The organism is Bacillus sp. 0909A, from assembly GCF_036765115.1.
Lineage (GTDB): Bacteria > Bacillota > Bacilli > Bacillales > Bacillaceae > Bacillus > Bacillus mojavensis.
In genome coordinates this window covers 180,866-196,771 of the sequence record NZ_JBAIZU010000003.1, presented here as the reverse complement: position 1 = coordinate 196,771, position 15,906 = coordinate 180,866, and the positions used below count along the sequence as shown (strand labels likewise).

Here is a 15,906-nt window from a genome sequence, read left to right as displayed (position 1 = left end):
GGAAGTGCAGTAAATAAGAGGAAAATCATGATTTTGTTCTCTAAAGAGAACTTATCGGCTTATTTTGCAATTTTTAAATAATAAAGTTTTCTTTTATAATCCAATCATTAACAGAAAGGGGCGCGGGAAGCCAGCCGTGAGAAGGCTGAAGGCTATGAATATATGAATGAGAATATGAGTTTTAAAGAATTATACGCAATTGTCAGACATAGATTCGTGCTGATTCTGCTCATCACAATAGGCGTCACCTTTATTACAGGTTTTGTCCAATTTAAGGTCATTTCACCGACTTATCAGGCGTCGACTCAAGTGCTGATTCATGAATCAGACGGTGAAGAAAACTCGAATCTCAGTGACATCCAGAGAAATCTTCAGTACAGCAGCACGTTTCAATCGATTATCAAAAGCACGGCTTTGATGGAAGAGGTCAAGGCGGAATTGCATCTTTCTGAATCGGCTTCCTCGCTGAAAGGAAAAGTGATGACCAGCAGTGAAAATGAATCAGAAATTATTACTGTTGCCGTTAAGGATCACAATCCGGAGCGAGCGGCTAAGATTGCGAACACGTTAGTCAGCAAGTTTGAAAAAGAAGTAGATGAAAGAATGAATGTGCAAGGCGTACATATCCTTTCAGAGGCGAAGGCTTCTGAAAGCCCAATGATCAAGCCGTCCCGGATGAGAAATATGGTCATGGCTTTTGGAGCGGCCGTGATGGGCGGTATTACACTGGCATTTTTTCTGCATTTTCTCGATGATACGTGCAAAAGCGCACGGCAGCTCAGCGAGAAAACCGGATTGCCCTGCTTGGGCTCTGTCCCTGATGTCAAAAAGAAACGGAATCGCAGGGTTGGATAAAACATTTCGAGGAGTGAAGTGAGTGGTCTTTAGAAAAAAGAAAGCAAGGCGAGGTTTGGCTCAAATATCCGTTTTACATCATAAATCAATTGTTGCGGAACAATATCGCACCATTCGGACAAACATTGAGTTTTCATCCGTACAGACCAACTTGCGGTCCATTCTCGTCACCTCCTCTGTGCCTGGTGAAGGAAAATCGTTCAGTGCAGCGAATCTTGCGGCAGTCTTTGCGCAGCAGCAGGAAAAGAAAGTGCTGCTGGTGGATGCCGATTTAAGAAAACCGACAATTAACCAAACGTTTCAGGTTGAAAATCTGACCGGGCTGACAAATGTGCTGGTCGGCAATGCTTCTCTCAGTGAAACGGTGCAAAAGACACCGATCGATAACTTATATGTGCTGACAAGCGGACCGACGCCGCCGAATCCGGCTGAACTGTTATCCTCGAAAGCAATGGGAGATTTGATATCAGATATCTATGATCAATTCAGTCTGGTGATCTTTGATTCTCCTCCGCTTTTAGCTGTCGCGGACGCGCAAATTTTAGCGAACCAGACAGATGGAAGCGTGCTCGTTGTCTTAAGCGGAAAAACAAAAACCGATACCGTCCTGAAAGCGAAGGACGCACTGGAGCAATCCAATGCAAAGCTGTTAGGCGCTCTCTTAAATAAAAAGAAAATGAAAAAATCAGAACACTATTCCTATTAATTTGTGCTTTTAGGTGATGTCTCCTTACCTGTATCAATGGAGGCACTCGGCTCCGCTGTGGGCAGCTTGAAGAGGCTGCCTTAGATGCTGGTCGTCGCTGGCGGGGCGTGAGGACGGGTTAAATGCCCACTTATTTGATATACATAGGAAATGTTATCGGTTTAGCTGCTGTCGATTTTTTAGAAGACGAAAACCGCAGCAGCTAAACCGATAAAAGTATTAGGGGGGAAAAGGTTGAGTTACCGGAGAAGACTGTCAATGATTATCGCGCTGGATACTTATCTCGTTTTGAATTCAGTTATTGCAGGATATCAATTTTTAAAAGATTCTTATCAATTTTATGACTCCGGAGCATTATTGCTTACCGCTGTCAGCTTGCTCCTCAGCTATCATGTATGTGCTATCCTGTTCCATCAGTATAAACAGGTCTGGACCTACACCGGACTCGGCGAACTGATTGCTCTGCTTAAGGTCATTACGATTTCAGCCGCTGTGACCGGCATTATACAGTACGCTGTGTATCATACAATGTTTTTCCGGCTGTTAACAGCGTGCTGGGTGCTTCAGCTTCTGTTCATTGGGGGAACCCGCGTTTTATCGAGAATATTAAAAGAAAGCATCAGAAAAAAACGCAGCACGTCGGCCCGCGCATTGATTATCGGAGCGGGATCAGGCGGAACCCTGATGGTCAGGCAGCTGCTGCAAAAAGATGATCCCGACATTACACCTGTCGCTTTTATTGATGACGATCAAACGAAACATAAGTTGGAAATGATGGGGCTGCCCGTCATCGGCGGAAAAGAAAGTATCATGCCTGCGGTACAAAAGCTCAAAATTAACTATATTATTATTGCGATTCCTTCTCTCCGTACCCATGAACTGCAGGCGCTGTACAAAGAATGCGTGCGGACCGGAGTGAACATCAAAATCATGCCTCATTTTGATGAAATGCTGCTTGGAACGCGCACTGCCGGACAAATCAGAGATGTAAAGGCTGAGGATCTGCTGGGCAGGAAGCCAGTAACCCTCGACACAAGCGAAATTTCAAACCGCATCAAAGGAAAAACAGTTCTCGTCACAGGAGCGGGCGGTTCAATCGGCTCGGAAATCTGCCGGCAGATCAGTGCGTTCCAGCCAAAGGAAATCGTTCTTCTCGGCCATGGGGAAAACAGCATTCATTCTATTTATTCTGAACTGAATGGACGATTCGGAAAACACATCGTGTTCCACACGGAAATTGCGGATGTGCAAGACCGTGACAAAATGTTTACCTTAATGAAAAAATACGAACCGCACGTCGTCTATCACGCGGCTGCCCATAAGCACGTGCCTTTAATGGAACACAACCCCGAAGAGGCAGTCAAAAACAACATCATTGGAACAAAAAACGTGGCGGAAGCGGCAGATATGTGCGGAACAGAGACGTTTGTGCTCATTTCATCGGATAAAGCGGTGAACCCGGCCAATGTCATGGGGGCAACAAAACGATTTGCCGAAATGATTATTATGAATCTGGGGAAATTCAGCAGAACAAAATTCGTTGCGGTTCGCTTTGGAAATGTTCTCGGCAGCCGAGGCAGCGTCATTCCGATTTTTAAGAAACAGATTGAAAAAGGCGGTCCCGTTACGGTAACACATCCGGCGATGACCCGCTATTTTATGACCATTCCCGAAGCGTCACGGCTTGTCATCCAGGCTGGAGCGCTGGCGAAAGGCCGGCAGATTTTTGTTCTTGATATGGGAGAGCCCGTGAAGATTGTCGATCTTGCTACAAACCTCATTCATTTATCTGGCTACACGACGGAGCAGATTCCGATTGAGTTCACAGGCATTCGCCCGGGTGAAAAAATGTATGAGGAGCTACTGAACAAAAATGAAGTTCATGCCGAACAAGTTTTTCCGAAAATCCATATCGGCAAAGCGGTGGATGGCGACTGGCAAATGCTGATGCGCTTTATAGAAGATTTCAATCAGCTGCCGGAAGCCGAACTCAGAGAGCGGCTGTTTGCGGCAATAGACACATCAAACGAAATGACGGCTGCCGGCGTTCGTTAGGGGGAATGAAGATGACGAAAAAAATACTATTTTGTGCCACTGTCGATTATCATTTTAAAGCCTTTCATCTTCCTTACTTTAAATGGTTTAAACAATTGGGCTGGGAGGTTCATGTCGCTGCGAGCGGGCAGACGCGGCTGCCGTATGTGGATGAGAAATTCTCCATTCCGATCCGTAGGTCACCCTTCCATCCTCAGAACCTTGCCGTTTACAGACAGCTGAAGAAAGTGATCGAAACCAACGAGTACGACATCGTCCATTGCCATACGCCGGTCGGCGGCGTTCTCGCACGGCTTGCGTCACGGCATGCGAGACGGAATGGAACAAAGGTGCTCTACACCGCACACGGATTTCATTTTTGCAGTGGAGCGCCGATGAAAAACTGGGTCCTTTATTATCCGGTTGAAAAATGGCTTTCTGCCTATACAGACTGCCTGATCACCATAAATGAAGAAGATTACACGCGAGCGAAAGGGCTTCAAAGACCGGGCGGGATGACAGAAAAAATTCACGGCATCGGCGTTAATACAAACAGGTTCAGGCCAGTCAGCCTTGAAGAGCAGCATAGGCTGAGAGAAAAGCACGGCTTCCAAAAAGACGACTTTATATTGATCTATCCGGCTGAATTGAACCTCAATAAAAATCAGAAGCTGTTAATTGAAGCTGCAGCACTGCTGAAAGATAAGATACCTGAGCTCCGTCTTGTTTTTGCCGGAGAAGGAGCGATGGAACAAACGTATCGGGACTTAGCTGAAAAGCTAGGAGCTTCCCGCAATGTTTGCTTTTACGGCTTTTGCCGCGATATTCACGAGCTGATCCAGCTTGCGGATGTTTCTGTCGCATCCAGCATCAGAGAAGGCCTCGGCATGAATGTGCTTGAGGGCATGGCGGCGGAAAAGCCGGCAATTGCCACTGATAACCGCGGACACCGGGAAATCATCCGGGACGGAAAAAACGGTTTCCTCATCAAAATGGGCGACAGCGCTGCTTTTGCTGACCGGATTGAACAGCTCTACCTTGAGCCGGAACTGCGCAGATCACTTGGACAGGAAGGCCGCCAAACAGCCTTGCGCTTTTCTGAAGCGCGAACGGTAGAAGAAATGGCAGATATTTATTCCGTGTACATGGATAAAAAGGAGAAAAGCGTATGAATTCAGGACCGAAAGTTTCTGTCATTATGGGCATTTATAATTGTGAATCCACTTTGGCGGAAAGCATTGAATCCATTCTCAGCCAATCCTATAAAAATTGGGAGCTGATCATGTGCGATGATGCGTCAACAGACGGCACGCTCCGTATCGCGAAGCAGTATGCCGCTCATTACAGCGACCGCATCAAGCTCATTCACAATCAAACAAACAAGCGGCTTGCCGCTTCATTAAATCACTGTCTTTCTTATGCGACAGGTGAGTATATCGCCCGTCAGGACGGAGATGATCTGTCCTTTCCGCGCCGTCTGGAGAAGCAGGTTGCCTTTTTAGAGAAGCATCGGCACTACCAGGTGGTCGGCACCGGCATGCTTGTGTTTGATGAATTTGGCGTAAGGGGCACACGGATGCTGCCTTCTGTTCCGGATCCGGCCATTATGGCGAAAGGGACGCCGTTTTGCCATGGGACAATCATGATGAGAGCCAGCGCTTACCAGACGCTGAAAGGCTATCGTTCGGTGCGGCGGACAAGGCGAATGGAGGACATCGATTTGTGGCTCCGCTTTTTTGAAGAGGGCTTTCGAGGCTATAACCTCCAAGAAGCGCTGTATAAAGTAAGGGAAGACAGCGACGCATTCAAGAGGCGGTCTTTTACCTACTCAATCGACAACGCCTTTCTTGTATACCAGGCTTGCAGACGCCTGAAGCTTCCTTTTTCCGCTTACATATATATCGCAAAACCGCTCATTCGCGCGTTTATGCCTCCTGCTGTGATGAATCGTTACCATAAAAAAAGAGTGATGAATCAAAAGGAAGGGCTTGTGAAGCATGAATAACAGCCAACAGCGCGTGCTCCATGTTCTCAGCGGCATGAACAGGGGCGGCGCGGAAACCATGGTCATGAATTTATATCGGAAAATGGATAGAAGCAAGGTGCAATTTGATTTTTTAACCTATCGAAATGATCCGTGCGCTTATGATGAAGAAATTTTATCGCTAGGCGGGCGGCTTTTTTATGTCCCGAGTATCGGACAAAGCAATCCCCTCACATTTGTGAAGAATGTAAGAAACACAATAAAAGAAAACGGGCCGTTCAGCGCGGTTCATGCGCACACAGATTTTCAAACCGGCTTTATCGCGCTTGCGGCAAGGCTAGCCGGGGTGCAGGTCAGAGTATGCCATTCCCATAACACCTCGTGGAAGACCGCCTTCAATTGGAAGGACCGCCTGCAGCTGATGGTGTTCAGACGCCTGATTTTGGCATATGCGACTGAATTGTGCGCTTGCGGAGAGGATGCGGGCCGGTTTTTATTCGGGCGATCCAATATGGAGCGGAAGCGGGTTCATCTGCTGCCGAACGGAATAGACCTTGATCTGTTCTCTCCCGCCGGGCAGGCGGCCGATGACGAAAAAAAAGCACGCGGCATAGCGTCTGACCGTCTGATCATTGGTCATGTGGCCCGATTTCATGAAGTGAAAAATCACGCGTTTTTGCTGAAGCTTGCCGTTCACCTGAAAAAACGGGGAGTTCGCTTTCAGATGGTTCTCGCAGGAGACGGACCGTTGCGGGAGCAGATGGAGGAGGAAGCGCGGCGGCTGAATCTGCTTTCCGATGTTCTCTTTTTAGGAACTGAAGAACACATTCATGAGCTCATGCGCACCTTTGATGTATTTGTCATGCCGTCACTGTACGAAGGCTTGCCTGTTGTGCTTGTGGAAGCGCAGGCTTCGGGTCTTCCGTGTATTATTTCAGACACGATCACAGAAAAAGTCGACACGGGGCTCGGACTTGTGAAAAGGATGAGTCTCTCTAAGCCGATGGACATTTGGGCTGAAACGATTGTAAGAGCGGCCGCCGCAGGCAGGCCGAAGCAGGAGCTCGTTAAAGATACCCTTGCGAAACTCGGCTATGATGCGCGGCAAAATGTGGGTGCATTGATGAATTTATATCAGATTAGCACTGAAAAAGGACAATAAAAAATGATTGTGTATGTCGTCAATATGGGAATTGTATATATTTGGTCTTGGTTTGCTAAAATGTGCGGCGGCCGGGATGTGTCACTTGCTACGGGCTATCGACCGAACAAGCTTCTTATTTGGATTCCGCTCGCCTCACTTGTGCTTGTTTCGGGGCTGCGTTACAGGGTCGGTACAGATTTTCAGACGTATACGCTGCTGTATCAAATGGCAGGAGACTATCAAAATATTTGGCAGATATTCGGTTTTGGCACAGCGAAAACGGCAACAGATCCGGGCTTTACCGCGCTGTTATGGCTGATGAATTTCATCACGAAGGACCCGCAAATCATGTATGTCACTGTTGCCGCCGTGACCTATATCTTTATTATCAAGACGCTGGCAGACTACGGCAGACCGTTTGAGCTGAGCGTCTTTTTATTTTTAGGAACCTTTCATTATTACGCATCCTTTAACGGAATCAGACAATACATGGTGGCAGCCGCTTTGTTTTGGGCGATCCGCTATATCATCAATGGAAACTGGAAGCGTTATTTTCTGATTGTGCTGTTCAGTTCGCTCTTTCACTCCTCGGCGCTGGTGATGATTCCGGTCTATTTTATTGTCAGAAGAAAAGCCTGGTCACCGGCAATATTCGGTCTCTCAGCTTTATTTCTCGGCATGACCTTTTTATACCAGAAATTTATTTCGGTATTTGTCGTTGTGCTTGAAAACAGTTCATACAGCCATTATGAAAAGTGGCTGATGACCAATACAAACGGAATGAATGTGGTCAAAATCGCTGTTTTGGTCCTGCCACTGTTTCTAGCCTTTTGTTACAGGGAGCGTCTCCGAAAGCTGTGGCCGCAAATTGATATTGTCGTCAATTTGTGCCTTCTCGGGTTTTTATTCGGTCTCTTGGCCACAAAGGACGTAATCTTTGCCAGATTTAATATTTATTTCGGGCTGTATCAAATGATCTTAATCCCTTATTTTGTCAGAATATTTGATGAGAAATCGAATGCGTTAATCTATATCGCCATTGTGGTTTGTTATTTTTTATACAGTTATTTGCTTATGCCGGTTGATTCATCTGTTCTGCCATACAGAACGATTTTTTCCCGGTAATTTATGCAAGAGGAGCCGGTCATTATGGAAACACCTGCGGTTAGTCTGTTAGTCGCTGTTTATAATACAGAAACCTATATCAGAAACTGTCTTGAATCGTTAAAAAACCAGACATTGGACAATATTGAAATTATCATCGTCAATGACGGTTCGGCAGACGCCAGCCCGGACATCGCGGAGGAATATGCGCAAAAGGATAAACGATTCAGAGTCATTCACCAGGAAAACCAAGGGCTCGGTGCTGTTCGGAACAAAGGGATCGAGGCGGCCCGCGGAGAATTTGTGGCATTTATAGATTCAGACGATTGGATCGAGCCTGATTATTGCTTGCACATGGTTCAGGCAGCATCGGAGGAAACCGATCTGGTGATTTGCAACTACGCCGCAGAGTTTGAGGACACTGAAAAAACCGTTGTCTCAGAGATTGCGGAAACCTATCGGGATCAGCCCAAGGAAACCTATATCAAGGCGTTATTCGAAGGGAAGGTCAGGGGATTTTCGTGGAATAAACTGTACCGAAGAAGCATGATTGATGAACACCGGCTTTCGTTCCCGCTCAGAGGTGAGCTGGAGCATGTCGAGGATCAGTTTTTCAGCTTCAGGGCACATTTTTTCGCCCGCTCGGTTTCCTATGTAGAAGCGCCTCTCTACCATTACCGAATTCATCTTTCCTCCATCGTGCAGGGTTATCAGAAAAAACTGTTTGAATCAGGACTGGCGCTGTATCAGGCGAATGCAGCGTTTTTACAGGAGAACAACAAGCTGGAGGAGTACCGTAAGGAGCTTGATTTCTTTATCGTTCTCCATAGCACCATCTGTCTGCTGAACGAATGGAAAACAAGCGGCAGCCGGCGTCTTTTGGAAAGGCTCAAAACGGTCGGCGTGATTTGCGCTGATCCGGTGTTTCAAGGCAGCCTGTCGAAAACGGGGACAGCGCCTTTTGACGCAAAACGGTCATGCCTGCTGCTGATGGCGAAATACAGAATGATTCCGTTCGTTGCCATGGCATCCGCCGTGTATCAGCGAGTGATCGAGTACAAAATGAAAATCAGAGGGTGAAGAGATGTCGTTACATTCATTGAAAATCAATCTTGCAGAATGGCTGTTGCTAAAGGTTAAGTACCCGTCCCAATTTTTGCTGGGTGCGGCCGATCAGCCGGTAAAGGCTGCCGCACATAAGAAGAAAATCATACTGACCCTGCTGCCTTCCCATGACAATTTAGGGGATCATGCCATTGCTTATGCCAGCAAATCGTTCCTTGAGCAGGAATACTCCGATTTTGAGATTGTTGAGGTCGATATGAAGGACATATACAAATCAGCAAAAGCGCTGATCCGCTCCCGCCACCCTGAGGATATGGTCTTTATCATCGGCGGCGGAAATATGGGGGATTTATACCGGTATGAAGAGTGGACGCGCCGCTTTATCATTAAAACGTTTCATGATTACCAAATCGTCCAGCTTCCGGCAACCGTTCATTTTTCTGATACGAAAAAGGGACGAAAAGAGCTGAAACGGGCGCAGAAAATTTATAACGCGCACCCCGCTTTATTGCTGATGGCGCGTGATGAAACGACGTACCAATTTATGAAGCGGCATTTTAAAGAAAAAAAGATTATGAAGCAGCCTGATATGGTGCTGTATTTAGATAGAAGCAATACCTCTGCGGAACGCGAAGGGGTGTATATGTGTTTGCGCGAGGATCAGGAAAGCGTGCTTCAGGAGGAACAGAGAAACCGCGTGAAGGCCGCTCTTTTTGATGAATTTGGCGAGATCAAAGCTTTTACGACAACGGTCGGGCGCCGGGTCAGCCGCGATACACGGGAACAGGAGCTGGAAGCGCTTTGGTCTAAGCTGCAGAGTGCTGAAGCCGTTGTCACTGACAGGCTGCACGGCATGATTTTTTGTGCATTGACAGGAACGCCATGTGTAGTGATTCGTTCTTTTGATCACAAAGTCATGGAAGGCTACCAATGGCTGAAAGAGATTCCAATGATGAAGCTGATTGAACAGCCGGAGCCGGAACGTGTGACAGCCGCAGTGAAAGAGCTGCTGACAAAAGAAACAAACCGTGCCGGCTTTCCGCGGGACATGTATTTTAAAGGGCTGCGCGATAAAATCAGCGGTGAAGCACGATGACACCGCTCGTCAGCATTATTGTCCCGATGTATAACGTTGAACCTTTTATTGAAGATTGCATCGATTCGCTGCTGACCCAAACGCTTTCTGATATAGAAGTTATCCTGGTTAATGATGGAACACCCGATCGATCTGGTGAGATGGCAGAGGCATATGCGAAACGGGATACAAGAGTTCAAGTCATTCATAAAAAAAATGGCGGCTTGAGTTCGGCTCGAAACGCGGGAATCAAAGCGGCGCGGGGTACGTATATCGGGTTTGTAGATGGAGACGATTATGTCTCTCCCGCCATGTTTCAAAGGCTTGCAGACGAAGCAGAGCAGCACCGGCTCGATATTGCTGGCTGTGGATTTTATAAACAGTCCGAAGACAGGCGGGTATACGTGCCGCCGCAGCTTGAAACAGGCCGTGTGCTGACAAAAGCGGATATAGCTGAGCAGCTCCAACGTGCCCACGAAACGAGATTTATCTGGTATGTATGGCGGTATGTGTATCGCCGTGAGCTTTTGGAAAGGGCGAGCCTGTGGTTTGATGAAGACATCCGTTTTGCTGAAGACTCGCCCTTTAATTTATCTGCTTTTTATGAAGCCGAGCGGGTAAAAATGCTGGATGAAGGCTTGTACATATACCGTGAAAATCCGAACAGCCTGACGGAAATTCCTTATAAACCTGCAATGGATGAAAATATCCAAAAACAATATCAAGCCAAACTCGCATTTTACAATCAGCGCGGCTTATCGGCTGTGTGCAAAGAAGATTTGGATGTGTACATTTGCAAGCACCAGCTTCCGATGCTTCTGGCAAACGCCTGTGCCTCACCGCAGCCGCCGAAAGACATCAAAAAACAGATCAGACAGATTTTATCCTATGACATGGTGCGGCAGGCTGTCAGACACACACCGTTCCAGCATGAGAAATTAGGCAGAGGCGAGCGATTGGTCTTAGCGCTGTGCAAATGGCAGCTGATCTTTCTCATCAAGCTGTTTTTTGAGACTCGCGGAACCATGAAAGGCAGTGCAAAGCAGGCATGAAATTCACCATAAACTTCAGCGCCAATCTCACAGCTTTTCTTCTGTCCGTATTCCTGTCTGTCTGGATGACGCCTTTTATTGTCAAAACACTCGGTGTGGAGGCTTTCGGCTTTGTGAATTTAACACAAAATGTGATTAATTATTTTTCCATTATCACGGTGGCGCTTAGCTCCGTGGTTGTGCGGTTTTTTTCTGTCGCAGCCCACAAGGGAGAGCAGGAAAAAGCAAATGCGTATATCAGCAATTATTTGGCTGCGTCTGTTTTGATTTCATTGCTGCTTCTGCTGCCTCTTATGAGTGCGGCTTTTTTTATTGACCGCGTCATGAACGTCCCACAGGATCTTTTGGCTGATGTTCGGCTGTCGATTTTGATTGGAAGTCTGCTGTTTCTTTTAACTTTTTTGATGGCGGGGTTTGGAGCGGCGCCGTTTTATGCCAACAAACTGTATATCACCAGTTCAATTCAGGCGGTGCAAATGCTCATCCGCGTGCTGTGTGTGCTGGCGCTGTTTGCCTGCTTCACGCCAAAAATCTGGCAGATTCAGCTTGCCGCTTTAGCCGGTGCCGTCATAGCGTCTATCCTGTCTTTCCGCTTTTTTAGGAAACTGATTCCATGGTTTTCATTTAAGCTGAAAGACTTGTCATTCCGCGTAAGCAAGGAACTGTTTCAGGCAGGAACCTGGAACTCAGTCAACCAGATCGGCGTGCTGCTTTTTTTGCAGATCGACCTATTAACCGCCAACTTGGTGCTGGGTGCATCTGAAGCGGGAAAATATGCGGCGATTATCCAGTTTCCGCTGCTGCTACGCAGTTTGGCAGGAACAGTCGCATCTCTATTTGCGCCTGTCATAACTTCTTATTATTCAAAAGGCGATATGGACGGCTTGGTCAAGTACGCCAATCAGGCAGTGAGACTGAACGGGCTTTTGCTTGCGCTCCCGGCTGCTTTATTGGGAGGTTTGGCCGGGCCTTTTCTGACGATCTGGCTTGGACCGTCTTTTTCCTCTGTAGCGCCGCTTCTATATATTCACGCTGGATATTTGGCGGTCAGCCTTGCCTTTATGCCGCTGTTTTATATATGGACCGCCTTTAATCAACAAAAAACACCGGCGCTCGTCACTCTGCTGTTAGGCGCAGTGAATGTTGTGCTGGCGGTCACATTAAGCGGGCCGGCTCATCTTGGGCTTTACGGCATTACACTTGCCGGGGCAATATCGCTTGTGCTGAAAAATGTTATCTTTACGCCGCTTTATGTATCACGCATTACCGGTTACAAAAAGCACGTGTTTTTTACAGGCATGTTCGGTCCGGTCTTTGCCGCTTTGTTTGCATGGGCGGTTTGTGAGGCCATCCAGTTATTTATCACCATTGAAAGCTGGACATCACTGATTGCTGCAGGTGCCGCTGTCAGCTGCTGCTACGCGGTTTTCGCTTTTATGCTTGTTTGTACCAAAGAAGAACGACAGATAGTGCTGAAACGGTTTAGAAAAACGAAAGGAGCTGTAAATATTTGATCCTGAAACGTCTTTTTGATCTGACGGCCGCTATTCTTTTATTGTGCTGCACGAGTGTCATCATTCTCTTCACCATCGCCATTGTCAGGCTGAAAATAGGATCGCCTGTCTTTTTTAAACAAGTACGGCCCGGCCTGGGGGGGAAGCCGTTCACCCTCTATAAATTCAGAACGATGACGGATGAACGGGACAGTGAGGGAAATCTGCTGCCGGATGCAGTCCGGCTTACGAAAACAGGCAGGCTGATCAGAAAGCTGAGCATTGATGAGCTGCCGCAGCTGCTGAATGTAGTGAAGGGAGACCTCAGCCTCGTCGGCCCTCGGCCGCTGCTGATGGATTATCTGCCGCTTTACACAAAACAGCAGGCACGGCGCCACGAGGTGAAGCCCGGGATTACAGGCTGGGCGCAGGTCAACGGCAGAAACGCGATTTCCTGGGAAAAAAAATTTGAACTGGATGTTTGGTACGTTGACAACCGTTCATTCTTGCTCGATTTGAAAATTTTATGTCTGACGGTACGCAAAGTTCTTGTGTCAGAAGGCATTCAGCAAACCAATCATGTGACGGCAGAACGCTTCACAGGAAGCGGAGATGTGTCCTCATGAGAAACGTGGCCATTGTGGGAGACGGCGGTCACGGAAAGGTAATCAGAGAACTCATAAGCGCCCGTTCAGACACGCGCTTAGCTGCGGTGCTGGACGATAAATTCAGCACATTTGATGCCGGGAGAGAGCTGTACACAGGCCCCTCGGAAGCCATTTCTGAAGTGCGCAGGCTGATCCCTGACGTCATGTTTGTGATTGCAATTGGAAACAACAGCGTCAGAAAACAGCTGGCGGAGCGGCTGGGATTATATAAAGAAGATTTCATCACATTAATCCATCCGTCAGCCATCATCAGCAAATCGGCTGTCATCGGGGAAGGAACGGTTATTATGGCCGGTGCGATTATTCAGGCGGATGTTCGGATCGGCGCCCACTGTATCATCAATACGGGCGCGATCGCAGAGCACGACAATCAGATCGGCGACTTCGTCCATCTTTCTCCGCGCGCCACGCTTTCTGGAGGTATTGCGGTTCGAGAAGGGGCTCATGTGGGCACCGGGGCCTCCGTCATTCCGCAAATCACAATCGGCTCCTGGAGCATCGTCGGCGCGGGCTCTGCGGTGATCCGCTCCATCCCTGACGGAGTAACGGCTGTAGGCACCCCGGCTCGCGTGATTTCTTCTATTCAAACATAAAGCAAAGGATGATTACATGCATAAAAAAATCTACTTATCAGCTCCTCATATGAGCGGCAGGGAGCAGCACTATATTTCAGAAGCCTTTCACTCAAACTGGATTGCGCCGCTTGGGCCGCTTGTGAATACATTTGAAGAAAAATTGGCTGAACGAGTCGGCGCCAAAGGGGCGGCTGCGGTCAGCTCAGGCACCGCAGCGATTCATTTGGCGCTACGTTTGCTGGATGTCAAAGCGGGAGATACCGTGTTTTGTCCGTCTTTTACATTTGTGGCAACGGCAAACCCGATTTTATATGAAAAAGCGGTGCCTGTCTTTATCGATTCTGAGCCAGATACGTGGAATATGTCTCCAAAAGCCCTAGAAAGAGCACTGGAGGAAGCGAAACGAAATGGAAATCCGCCAAAAGCGGTCATTGCCGTCAACCTGTACGGACAAAGCGCGAAAATGGATGACATTGTAAGCCTGTGCGATTCATACGGAGTGCCGGTCATTGAGGATGCGGCTGAATCCCTCGGTTCTGTTTATAAAGGGAAGCAGAGCGGAACATTCGGCCGTTTCGGCATTTATTCATTTAACGGAAATAAAATCATCACGACTTCTGGAGGCGGGATGCTTGTGTCAGACGATGAAGCCGCCATTGAAAAAGCAAGGTTTCTCGCTTCACAGGCCCGCGATCCAGCTGTTCATTATCAGCACAGTGAAATCGGGCACAACTACAGATTGAGCAATATTCTTGCAGGAGTCGGTATTGCCCAGCTTGAGGTGTTGGATGAGCGGGTGGAGAAAAGACGGGAGATTTTTGCGAGGTACGAAAAAGCGCTTGGCAGCATAGATGGCGTTTGCTTTATGCCGGAATACTCGGAAGGCGTGTCCAACCGCTGGCTTACTGCACTCACGCTCGATAACGGGCTGACTCCATATGACGTGGTTCAGCATCTTGCTGAAGAACAGATTGAAGCGAGACCGCTTTGGAAGCCGCTGCATACCCAGCCGCTGTTTGCGTCATCAGCATTTTATTCCCATACAGATTCTGAAAGTGTGTGCGACACCTTATTCAGGCGAGGGATCTGCCTCCCATCCGGAACAAATATGACCGAAGAAGATCAAGACCGAGTAATCGATGTGTTGTTACACTTATTCCAAACAACAGAGGTGAAGAGATGGACAGCAAGCATTCAATGATCAGCCTGAAGAAAAAACTGGCCGGGCTGCTCGATATGATACCGAAGCAATCCGAAATCATTTACGCCGACTATCCTCTATACGGAAATGTAGGGGATTTGTTTATTATGAAAGGAACGGAAGCCTTCTTTAAAGAAAATGACATTCGGGTCAGAAAACGCTGGAACCCAGACAATTTTCCAATCGGACGAAAGCTTGATCCGAATCTGATCATCGTCTGTCAGGGAGGCGGCAACTTCGGGGATTTATATCCATACTATCAAGGATTTAGAGAGAAAATCGTTCAAACCTATCCGGACCACAAAATCGTTATCCTGCCGCAATCGATCTATTATCAGAATGAAGATAACTTAAAACGGACAGCTGACATTTTCTCTGCCCATTCAAATCTGCATATCATCACAAGGGAAAAAGCCTCCTATGCCACGGCACAGGCGTACTTTCAAAACAATCATATCAAGCTCTTGCCTGATATGGCTCACCAGCTGTTTCCCATCATTCCGACACAGCAGCCGACCGGCCAAAAGCTGAAATTTATCAGAACAGATCATGAAGCAAATGATGAGCTTCAAAGACATGCGCAAGCGGAAAGCTATGACTGGCGCACCGTGCTATCAGCTTCAGACCGCCGGACAATCGCTTTTCTCCAAACGCTGAACGTCCTGAACAAAAAAGCGGGAAATCCTCTGCCAATCGCATTTATATGGAGAAAATATTCGGATTACATCATCAATAAAGCCATTCGTTTTTTCAGCCGTTACAAATCGGTGGAAACGTCAAGGCTGCACGGCCATATTTTGTCCTCTCTTCTTCAAAAAGAAAACACGGTCATTGATAATTCCTACGGAAAAAACGCCAATTACTATCATACTTGGATGGAGGGAGTGCCAAACACTCAAATCATTCGGGACGCCTCAAAGAAGGAAAACCTTCCTGCTCATATGTGAGCG

At 47.6% G+C, this 15,906-nt stretch carries 15 protein-coding genes; all 15 read left to right on the top strand.

Translation table 11 applies throughout. The features are described from left to right. Positions 1 to 162 precede the first annotated feature (162 nt). Positions 163 to 855, top strand: coding sequence for a YveK family protein (locus V6D42_RS11220; protein ID WP_442893217.1), 693 nt, complete (start codon positions 163 to 165; stop codon positions 853 to 855). Between the two features lie 22 nt (positions 856 to 877). Beyond that, positions 878 to 1,561, top strand: coding sequence for a protein tyrosine kinase EpsB (gene epsB, locus V6D42_RS11215; protein ID WP_168748808.1), 684 nt, complete (start codon positions 878 to 880; stop codon positions 1,559 to 1,561). 234 nt (positions 1,562 to 1,795) lie between these two features. Continuing rightward, entirely contained in the window at positions 1,796 to 3,616 is a 1,821-nt protein-coding gene (locus V6D42_RS11210) for a polysaccharide biosynthesis protein (protein ID WP_333513274.1), read from the top strand. Between the two features lie 11 nt (positions 3,617 to 3,627). Beyond that, entirely contained in the window at positions 3,628 to 4,767 is a 1,140-nt protein-coding gene (locus tag V6D42_RS11205) for a glycosyltransferase family 4 protein (protein WP_333513273.1), read from the top strand. Then, entirely contained in the window at positions 4,764 to 5,600 is an 837-nt protein-coding gene (gene epsE / locus V6D42_RS11200; protein WP_333513272.1) for a glycosyltransferase EpsE, read from the top strand. Before V6D42_RS11205 ends, epsE begins: the two co-directional genes overlap by 4 nt. Beyond that, entirely contained in the window at positions 5,593 to 6,741 is a 1,149-nt protein-coding gene (locus tag V6D42_RS11195) for a glycosyltransferase family 1 protein (protein WP_333513271.1), read from the top strand. The genes epsE and V6D42_RS11195 overlap by 8 nt, the downstream gene beginning before the upstream one ends. A 3-nt stretch (positions 6,742 to 6,744) precedes the next feature. Beyond that, positions 6,745 to 7,848, top strand: coding sequence for a biofilm exopolysaccharide biosynthesis protein EpsG (gene epsG, locus V6D42_RS11190; protein WP_333513270.1), 1,104 nt, complete (start codon positions 6,745 to 6,747; stop codon positions 7,846 to 7,848). A gap of 24 nt (positions 7,849 to 7,872) precedes the next feature. Continuing rightward, complete coding sequence (locus V6D42_RS11185) at positions 7,873 to 8,907, top strand: glycosyltransferase (RefSeq protein ID WP_333513269.1); 1,035 nt, start codon at positions 7,873 to 7,875, stop codon at positions 8,905 to 8,907. A 4-nt stretch (positions 8,908 to 8,911) separates the two neighbouring features. Next, complete coding sequence (locus tag V6D42_RS11180) at positions 8,912 to 9,988, top strand: polysaccharide pyruvyl transferase family protein (protein WP_333513268.1); 1,077 nt, start codon at positions 8,912 to 8,914, stop codon at positions 9,986 to 9,988. After that, positions 9,985 to 11,019: a glycosyltransferase gene (locus V6D42_RS11175; RefSeq protein WP_333513267.1), complete on the top strand. Its 1,035-nt coding sequence runs from the start codon at positions 9,985 to 9,987 to the stop codon at positions 11,017 to 11,019. Before V6D42_RS11180 ends, V6D42_RS11175 begins: the two co-directional genes overlap by 4 nt. Then, a complete protein-coding gene (locus V6D42_RS11170) occupies positions 11,016 to 12,533 on the top strand; it encodes an MATE family efflux transporter (RefSeq protein ID WP_333513266.1) in 1,518 nt (505 codons plus the stop codon). Before V6D42_RS11175 ends, V6D42_RS11170 begins: the two co-directional genes overlap by 4 nt. Next, positions 12,530 to 13,138: a sugar transferase gene (locus V6D42_RS11165; protein WP_010331947.1), complete on the top strand. Its 609-nt coding sequence runs from the start codon at positions 12,530 to 12,532 to the stop codon at positions 13,136 to 13,138. The genes V6D42_RS11170 and V6D42_RS11165 overlap by 4 nt, the downstream gene beginning before the upstream one ends. Then, the gene (locus V6D42_RS11160; RefSeq protein ID WP_333513265.1) at positions 13,135 to 13,773 is read left to right on the top strand and encodes an acetyltransferase; all 639 of its coding nucleotides are present in this window, start codon (positions 13,135 to 13,137) and stop codon (positions 13,771 to 13,773) included. Before V6D42_RS11165 ends, V6D42_RS11160 begins: the two co-directional genes overlap by 4 nt. A 16-nt stretch (positions 13,774 to 13,789) precedes the next feature. Further along, on the top strand, positions 13,790 to 14,956 hold the full coding sequence (locus V6D42_RS11155) for a DegT/DnrJ/EryC1/StrS family aminotransferase (RefSeq protein WP_333513264.1): 1,167 nt from the start codon (positions 13,790 to 13,792) through the stop codon (positions 14,954 to 14,956). Beyond that, complete coding sequence (locus V6D42_RS11150) at positions 14,935 to 15,903, top strand: polysaccharide pyruvyl transferase family protein (protein ID WP_268504617.1); 969 nt, start codon at positions 14,935 to 14,937, stop codon at positions 15,901 to 15,903. The genes V6D42_RS11155 and V6D42_RS11150 overlap by 22 nt, the downstream gene beginning before the upstream one ends. Positions 15,904 to 15,906 lie beyond the last annotated feature (3 nt).